Source organism: Mastigocoleus sp. MO_188.B34 (assembly GCF_030065675.1).
In the GTDB taxonomy this organism is placed as follows: domain Bacteria; phylum Cyanobacteriota; class Cyanobacteriia; order Cyanobacteriales; family Nostocaceae; genus Mastigocoleus.
In genome coordinates this window covers 1-6698 of record NZ_JASJDK010000217.1, presented here as the reverse complement: position 1 = coordinate 6698, position 6698 = coordinate 1, and the positions used below count along the sequence as shown (strand labels likewise).

Below are 6698 nucleotides of genomic sequence, written 5' to 3'. Positions count from 1 at the left end.
AGCAATTCTCATTTTGACCAATAATCGTTTAACCCGAAAAAAAATGGAAGCAAATGGAACCGGACTAAAGGGTTTTCAAGACAAATTATTAGTAAATTTTATCAATAGTTTGCATGAAATTTTCAAAATGAGAATTGCTGGCATAAATCAGCCAAATCGTAACTGGTCATTTCTAGCTCTGACTGATTAAGAGTCTTAAGTAATTGTTCAAATAGTTTCAAAGTATGCCATTTCTGTAGCCAAAGTAATAAATATCCAAGAGTTTTAGTACCCCTTAAAATCGCTAATGTGCAAAATTGTGATGTTTCTAATTGATTGCTCATCACAATCCCTCGGTATCCTTTAAACTCTTAAATAGTAGCTCCTTCAAAGATTCTCTATCAAGGTTAGATTCTGCACCACCAGTCAACATGTAAACAACGTTGAGGAGTTGATCCGTTGCCAAATCTTTTTTACTAAGAAAATCTGTAATTAATTGACCAATGCGATCGCTAGAATCATTAAAATATTCATTACCCATATGAGCTTTGACTATAGATGTCAAATTATTAATGCCTGGATTGGGCATATTTATTCTAATACAACGTCTTTTGAAAGCTGGAGGAAAATCTCTTTCCCCATTACTGGTCATCACTACAATGGGAAAAGCATTACATCCTACTATTCCACTATCTAGCTTAACAGAAATATTTTGATCGTCAGTAAAAACTGATACTTCTTGCCCTGGATTTTTCTTCGTCCAACGTTTTAATTCGGGAATTTGATATTCCCCTTCTTCAAACAGATTGAGCAAGTCATTGGGTAAATTGATATCACTTTTGTCTATCTCATCTATTAACAATACCCTGGGTAAAGCGGAAGGAAGAAATCCAGTACCCAAAGCTCCTAAAGTAATATAAGAACCAATATCTTGTTTGCCATCGGAGTCTGCTTCTTGTAAACGGGCGATCGCATCATAACGGTATAAACCATCCTGAAGAGTTGTCCGAGCAGTAATCGACCATTTTAAAACCGGACCCAATTTTAGTTGGTATGCCAAAGCATAGGCAAGAGAAGTTTTTCCCGAACCCGGACGACCTGTAACCAACAAGGGACGACGCAAACATAAAGCCGAATTAACTCCTGCGATCGCAAGATCAATTGCTTTTTGAAGCTCAGTATTTTCGGAATTTCTTTGGTCGTCGGAAATTTCTGACAAGCGAAACTTTTCACCTCGTTCGAGATCATTCTTGGCAAGTTTCAATAAATCTGACCAACGTTGACCATCTTTAGCAGGAATTGAATGTTTAAATGTTCTCCAAGGAGGCGGAGCAGGTAAGTTGAGAATTTCTGATATTTGCTCGCCTTGACCATTAAAAGGATGCCAGTGGACTGATTTGGCTTCGTCTGCCATATTATTTGTTTACTCCTATTGTTTGCAAAGGGTTTTCCTCTGGCAAGATTTCTGGGTCTTCCAATAACATACCAAGATAATATCCAGGTCTTTTTTGACGTTCTATTTTATCTTTCTCACCCCAGGCTACTCGTCTGAGGCTCCAGGTTGTTTCGAGTAATTTTTGGCAGCGGTTAACTAAATTACTCCGACACAAACATTCTGCAAACTTCGTTTCAAGTTTTACTTCTTGTTCTACTTCTTGGGGAATGGAATCCCAATTCCAAAAAGTGATCGGAATCCCGCTATCAAGAATAGAACCAAAAAAATTCATTCGTTCTGATTCATCATTGGGAAGAGTTTTTTTCCAACTGATACACCATAAACTCAGACAGTGTTCCATAAAATCTGTTAATTCAATCCAGTTAGAGACATTGGTATTTTCTAAGATTTCAATTAAGTTACATTTCCCAGTTTTTTTTCTGATTTCTCCAAACGATGCTTTAGAAATTGCCAGTTCTTGTTTTAAGAAACCATCTATCTTTTCCCAGCCCTGTTTAAGTAAATTTATGCGATAATTTCTTCTTCTCGATATACGTTCTTTGATTCTAATAAAAATACGATTTTTAGTTATCAGAGGGATTGAACAACCTTCTTCAGAATCTACTGTCCAACTATCAATATTTCGTCTGATTTCCGAAAGTGGTAAAAACACTTCTACTCTCAATTTACCTATGTTTTCTCTACCAAATCTGGAATCGTTTTCCAGAAAATCAAGATAAAGTTTAATCTTTTCGGGAATTGCTTCAAAAGTATCACAAGTAATGCCGTGTTTATCTTGAGATAACAAAAGTTCAGATTGTTGTTCTTGAGTTTTAAACTGTCCTCTAACATTCCATTTATCTTGGTCTTTTCCATCACCAAGTCTGTCAATTATGATTAACAATATCGGTGGAAAGCAATACCTATTCTCATCAATATTAAGATCGGGTGAGCTTCGAGTGTTTTTAAATTCACAATTAGCTTTATCTAACCATGATTTTATATTTTTATTATCCTTTTTAAGAAATTCACCTAATTTTATTATTAACGTATGATCATATTGATCGAGAAATATTTGCTTTAATGATTCATAATTCTTGGTAAAACACAAACTCTTGATATAATTTTTTTGATCTTCATTTTTATTTATTTCTTTAATCTTAATACAAGCATCCCAAATATATTTCCAATCAATTCTGTCGAGAACTGAGCATAAGTCTGACCACAAACTTTCAAATGTTTCGTCGCTATTGTTTAATTCAAAATTTTCAAAAAGACTAATTACCTTATTCGATTTATTCTCCAAATCCTGTTGTTGTGTAGCAATATCACTAACAACTTCAATTAAATTATTAAAATACTCATTGTCTTGATCGTAAAATCCAATCGCATCGATTAACTCATCAAATCGACTTGGAAATCCGCTTAATGCTTTTAAAATACTAATTACTGAAGCACGAACAGTGTCTCGTTCTTCCACTTGTTTGCCAATATCATCCAAAAAACCAATGATATCTCTTCTCTTCTTAGGTTCTGTGATAGAAGGACACTTCTCTAAAGCATCGATTAGTTCCTTAAACCCTGAATCATTAGGTTTTATCGGCACATTCAACAACATCGTTATTCCTTAAACTCCTCTGGCAACATTTGTGTTGCAGTTCTTCTTAAATTTTGCATTTCAACTGAATCGTTTTCGTAGAATTCAACAGAATCTAAGAGTTCTGCCAATCCCCCTGAATAACGACGGGAAGTTTTAATTACACTTAGCACCACTTGGTTGGCATTTCCTTCGATCATCGTGTTGCTAGCTATTTCTTTTCGTAGATTTAAAATAATATCCTTGCGACTTAGTGGATTTTGCATTGACTGACATTGCAAGAAAAGATCGCATAATCGTTTTAGTTCTTGAATACTCAATTTGCGAGGTAACTGGAAACTATCTCTAACAAGCGGTTTAGTAACTGCTTCAGAGAACTTTGGCGTTGTCATTGATTCAAGTAAAACTCTCAAGCTTTCAGCACTGGTTCTTAAGCTTTGGTTACCAGGATTTTCCTGTCTCGCAGCACCAACTAAATCTTCGACCCAATTCTCTGCTTCTGCTTTTTTTATTAATTCAAAAACTATATCCCTTAAATTACCTTCTACTGGAGCAACAACATCTAAGCTTTTATTCAATTGAAAAGATAACATTTGCTCTAATGATGACTTTTTAGGAAAAGCATCTATTAAAGCATCTTGCAATTGCTGACGCTGTGAACCAGATAACCCCATGTTTTATATATTACACTACCTACCAATATCTTATCCCACACCTTATCTCACCCCTTTCAAAATTAATAAAGTTACAAACATTACAACATTCTCAAAACTTCCAACAATATCTCAGTAGTTGGTAGCCGAGAAAATAAATGAATACACATCAATTACTTTCTGCCCAAGTTTTCCCGTTCACGCAGTGCGTTCAAAGGCTTTCGACGTACCTGCGGTGAACAAGATTATTTCCAACATTAATACTAACCATTGTTCACAAATTTCTAATGCTTGTTCATAAAACGGTTCAGCTTCACTTTACCTTCCTTGGCATTAACTCAAAAACTTTCTGGCTTAAATTTCCTTCTGAAGCGATTACATCTAAATTCTTCTCCAATTCAAAAGACAGCATTTGCTCTAATGATGCTTTATCAGGAAAAGCATCAATTAAAGCTTCTTGCAATTGTTTACGCTGTTGACCAGATAAACTCATCCCTTACACAAAGAACCCATCTTAGAAATTAGATCACCACCTCTACAATTTTTCAGGAGAAATCCTGAAAAATCAAAACCCTTATCAGACATGGATTAAGCGCAATTACTTATCATAAAAAAATAGATTTTGAACAAGGAATTTTATAATATCAATATTTTCATTATATTTTTACAATACAACCCTTTAGTTCACCCATATCTTTATCAATTAATTTATTTTTTTCGCAAGAGGTATATTAGCAATAATTATAAAAAATTTCTTCTCATTTAGATAAAATCTGTCTTACTTCATTATAATATTTATCCAATTCACGAAATCTCTCACGATGAATAATTCCTATATTTAGTCTGCCTAAAACAAACTTAACTTGCTGAAGATTTTGCTCGTAAGCGATATCTTCTATCCACCTGTTAAGATATCTATATGGGGTACCAAAATCTGGTTTTCATCTATATTGCTTATCAATCTCTTCATAATAACTAAATTCTTCATGACGAATCATTATCATTGCAGACCACCATCCTTCAAAAATTATATTCCCCAAAAATTCATCAACCATTTTCTTTTCATATATTCCAAAATCTACTCCATAGCATAAGTTATTTGAATACTTTATAGTGTCTAATATAATTTGATACTGTTCTGGATTTGCATTCATAAATTCATCAACAAAAACTTTAGCTACCTTAGGATGACGACAAAGTGCCTTAAAGGAATGAACATCTTCAATTTTCTCATTTAGTGTTTTACAAGCCTTTTCAAAAAGTATTAGTTTATGTGAGCTATATAATTCATTATTAAGAGCTGTAATAGTATTTTTTATTCTTTCATTTTTTCTATTATTATTGATTGTTTGGTAAGCCATGAATGTGGCAAGACTTGCAGCACAGAATTTTATCAACTGGGGTAGACGCTATATTAATAGCTATTTTAATTCTTAATATATACAGGGGGTAGACGCACTTTGTAAGAATCGCTTCGCATGCTGTACGGTACCTAACACACGGGATGATGCTGAACGCAGAATTGATGATGCAATCCTCATCACTTAATAAATCCAATCCTCCCTCTCGCCATTGCTCAGATTGTCCAAGTCAACCAATGTTTCTGAAAAAGCTGTCGTCATCCGATACATAAAATGACTGCGATCGTGAAATTCGATAAGTTGTAATGTTGCTGTGAAACATTCCTCATCAGGGTTATCACTTGGATGTTTTTCCAGCCAATTCAGTTCATACCAATTTCATTTAGTGAGGCTACCAAGATGAAACTCAATTACAAGATATGATTTTATTCCTGGCATACCATCTGTAGCTTTAATTTCAGGAAATTGGTATCACTATTATAAATCAACAAAATATCATTAATAAATCCTTCAATAAGAGTAATTTAATATACATTTCCTCACAATTTCCTCACAATCTATTGTTTAAATTACATCAAAAGCTACCAAACAAATCCCAGTATAAACACTTAATAGTCATGATTGCGAGATCTTTGTAAAGCACTTTCAATTTATAAAATATCCAGTTCTTACCTTCTTCACTTCTAGGGGAAGGAGACAACAATCTATTTGAGCACAACAAAAGCAATGTCATCTATACCCTTACTCTGCTTGGATTTGAGCAGACAACAGTTATATCTTCTTAACGTTCTTTGTGATAAATCAGGAATACACCCAAAGACAACCCTATAGACCATCCTTCCAGCTAAGGCTAGTGAAGAAGGCAGAGGGCAGAGGGCAGAAGGCAGAAGGGAGCAATGTGGTAGGGGCTTCCAACCCACTACCAATTGCAAGCCACCAAATTTAAATTTTGGTGGGGGTCTTAAACCCTTGCTCCCGACCGTCGCCAGAAGCTCTACGGCATAGACCTTCTGCCTTCTGCCTACGAACTTCTGCCTTTCCTGATAAATATATTGAATTTTCAAGTCAACAGGAGAACCTAACTATGAAAGTAATTTCCAAAACAAATAAACAAACCAGCACTAATTTAGAAAAAACTACTCTAAAAATGGAAAACCCCTCATCTAGTAGACTCAAACAAAACAATTTTGCTAACAATTTTCTTGTTGATAATGGAGGATTTGAAACTGGCACTTTTACTAACTGGCAAACTATTGGTGACACTAGTATTGAAACTTCCAACTTTGGAGTTATTCCTAGTAGCGGTGCTTTCCAAGCCTTACTAACTAACGGCGCAAGTGATTCTGGTGGTTCAGTTATAGACTCAGATCTAGAACAATTCTTAGGCTTGTCTTCTGGAGCTTTGGATAATCTTGCTAATGCTGATGTCACCGAAGGTTCTGCTATTAAACAAACCTTTAGTGCACAAGCTGGTGATGTTTTGACTTTCGATTGGAATTTCCTCACTAATGAAACCACACCAGATAACTTCTTTAAGGGGAGAATGTACCAATTCGGAAATTCTGTACGCTAAGAGATTTTTTAGCGGCTGGAAGGACACTTTTTCGTTCAAAGCAGAGCAATACCGCTTCAAATATAAAACACAAAAATTGAAAAATAGATTTCGCTGTAAC

7 protein-coding genes are annotated in these 6698 nt (G+C 34.8%); 2 read left to right on the top strand and 5 right to left on the bottom strand.

Annotated elements, in window-relative coordinates:
• Positions 1–190, top strand: a 190-nt coding sequence (locus QNJ50_RS28110) for a hypothetical protein (protein WP_300642390.1), incomplete at its 5' end; no start/stop codon positions are given.
• A gap of 132 nt (positions 191–322) precedes the next feature.
• Here QNJ50_RS28110 and QNJ50_RS28105 read toward each other — a convergent pair.
• The 5 genes from QNJ50_RS28105 to QNJ50_RS28085 form a co-directional block, all read right to left on the bottom strand.
• On the bottom strand, positions 323–1393 hold the full coding sequence (locus QNJ50_RS28105) for a MoxR family ATPase (protein WP_300642387.1): 1071 nt from the start codon (positions 1391–1393) through the stop codon (positions 323–325).
• 1 nt (position 1394) lies between these two features.
• Positions 1395–3032, bottom strand: a complete 1638-nt coding sequence (locus QNJ50_RS28100) for a hypothetical protein (RefSeq protein WP_300642384.1) — start codon at positions 3030–3032, stop codon at positions 1395–1397.
• 2 nt (positions 3033–3034) lie between these two features.
• A complete protein-coding gene (locus QNJ50_RS28095) occupies positions 3035–3685 on the bottom strand; it encodes an effector-associated domain EAD1-containing protein (RefSeq protein ID WP_300642382.1) in 651 nt (216 codons plus the stop codon).
• Between the two features lie 292 nt (positions 3686–3977).
• Positions 3978–4157, bottom strand: a complete 180-nt coding sequence (locus QNJ50_RS28090; protein WP_300642379.1) for an effector-associated domain EAD1-containing protein — start codon at positions 4155–4157, stop codon at positions 3978–3980.
• Positions 4158–4605: 448 nt separating this feature from the next.
• Positions 4606–5025, bottom strand: coding sequence for a hypothetical protein (locus QNJ50_RS28085; protein ID WP_300642376.1), 420 nt, complete (start codon positions 5023–5025; stop codon positions 4606–4608).
• A 1084-nt stretch (positions 5026–6109) separates the two neighbouring features.
• Between QNJ50_RS28085 and QNJ50_RS28080 the strand changes: the two genes are divergently transcribed.
• Positions 6110–6598: a hypothetical protein gene (locus QNJ50_RS28080; protein ID WP_300642373.1), complete on the top strand. Its 489-nt coding sequence runs from the start codon at positions 6110–6112 to the stop codon at positions 6596–6598.
• The last annotated feature ends 100 nt before the right edge of the window (positions 6599–6698 follow it).

What these genes read in the sequence shown, in the direction of transcription:
- QNJ50_RS28105 (WP_300642387.1), bottom strand. Translation starts at nt 1,393, where the DNA reads ATGGCAGACGAAGCCAAATCAGTCCACTGGCATCCTTTTAATGGTCAA.
- QNJ50_RS28100 (WP_300642384.1), bottom strand. Translation starts at nt 3,032, where the DNA reads ATGTTGTTGAATGTGCCGATAAAACCTAATGATTCAGGGTTTAAGGAA.
- QNJ50_RS28095 (WP_300642382.1), bottom strand. Translation starts at nt 3,685, where the DNA reads ATGGGGTTATCTGGTTCACAGCGTCAGCAATTGCAAGATGCTTTAATA.
- QNJ50_RS28085 (WP_300642376.1), bottom strand. Translation starts at nt 5,025, where the DNA reads ATGGCTTACCAAACAATCAATAATAATAGAAAAAATGAAAGAATAAAA.
- QNJ50_RS28090 (WP_300642379.1), bottom strand. Translation starts at nt 4,157, where the DNA reads ATGAGTTTATCTGGTCAACAGCGTAAACAATTGCAAGAAGCTTTAATT.
- QNJ50_RS28080 (WP_300642373.1), top strand. Translation starts at nt 6,110, where the DNA reads ATGAAAGTAATTTCCAAAACAAATAAACAAACCAGCACTAATTTAGAA.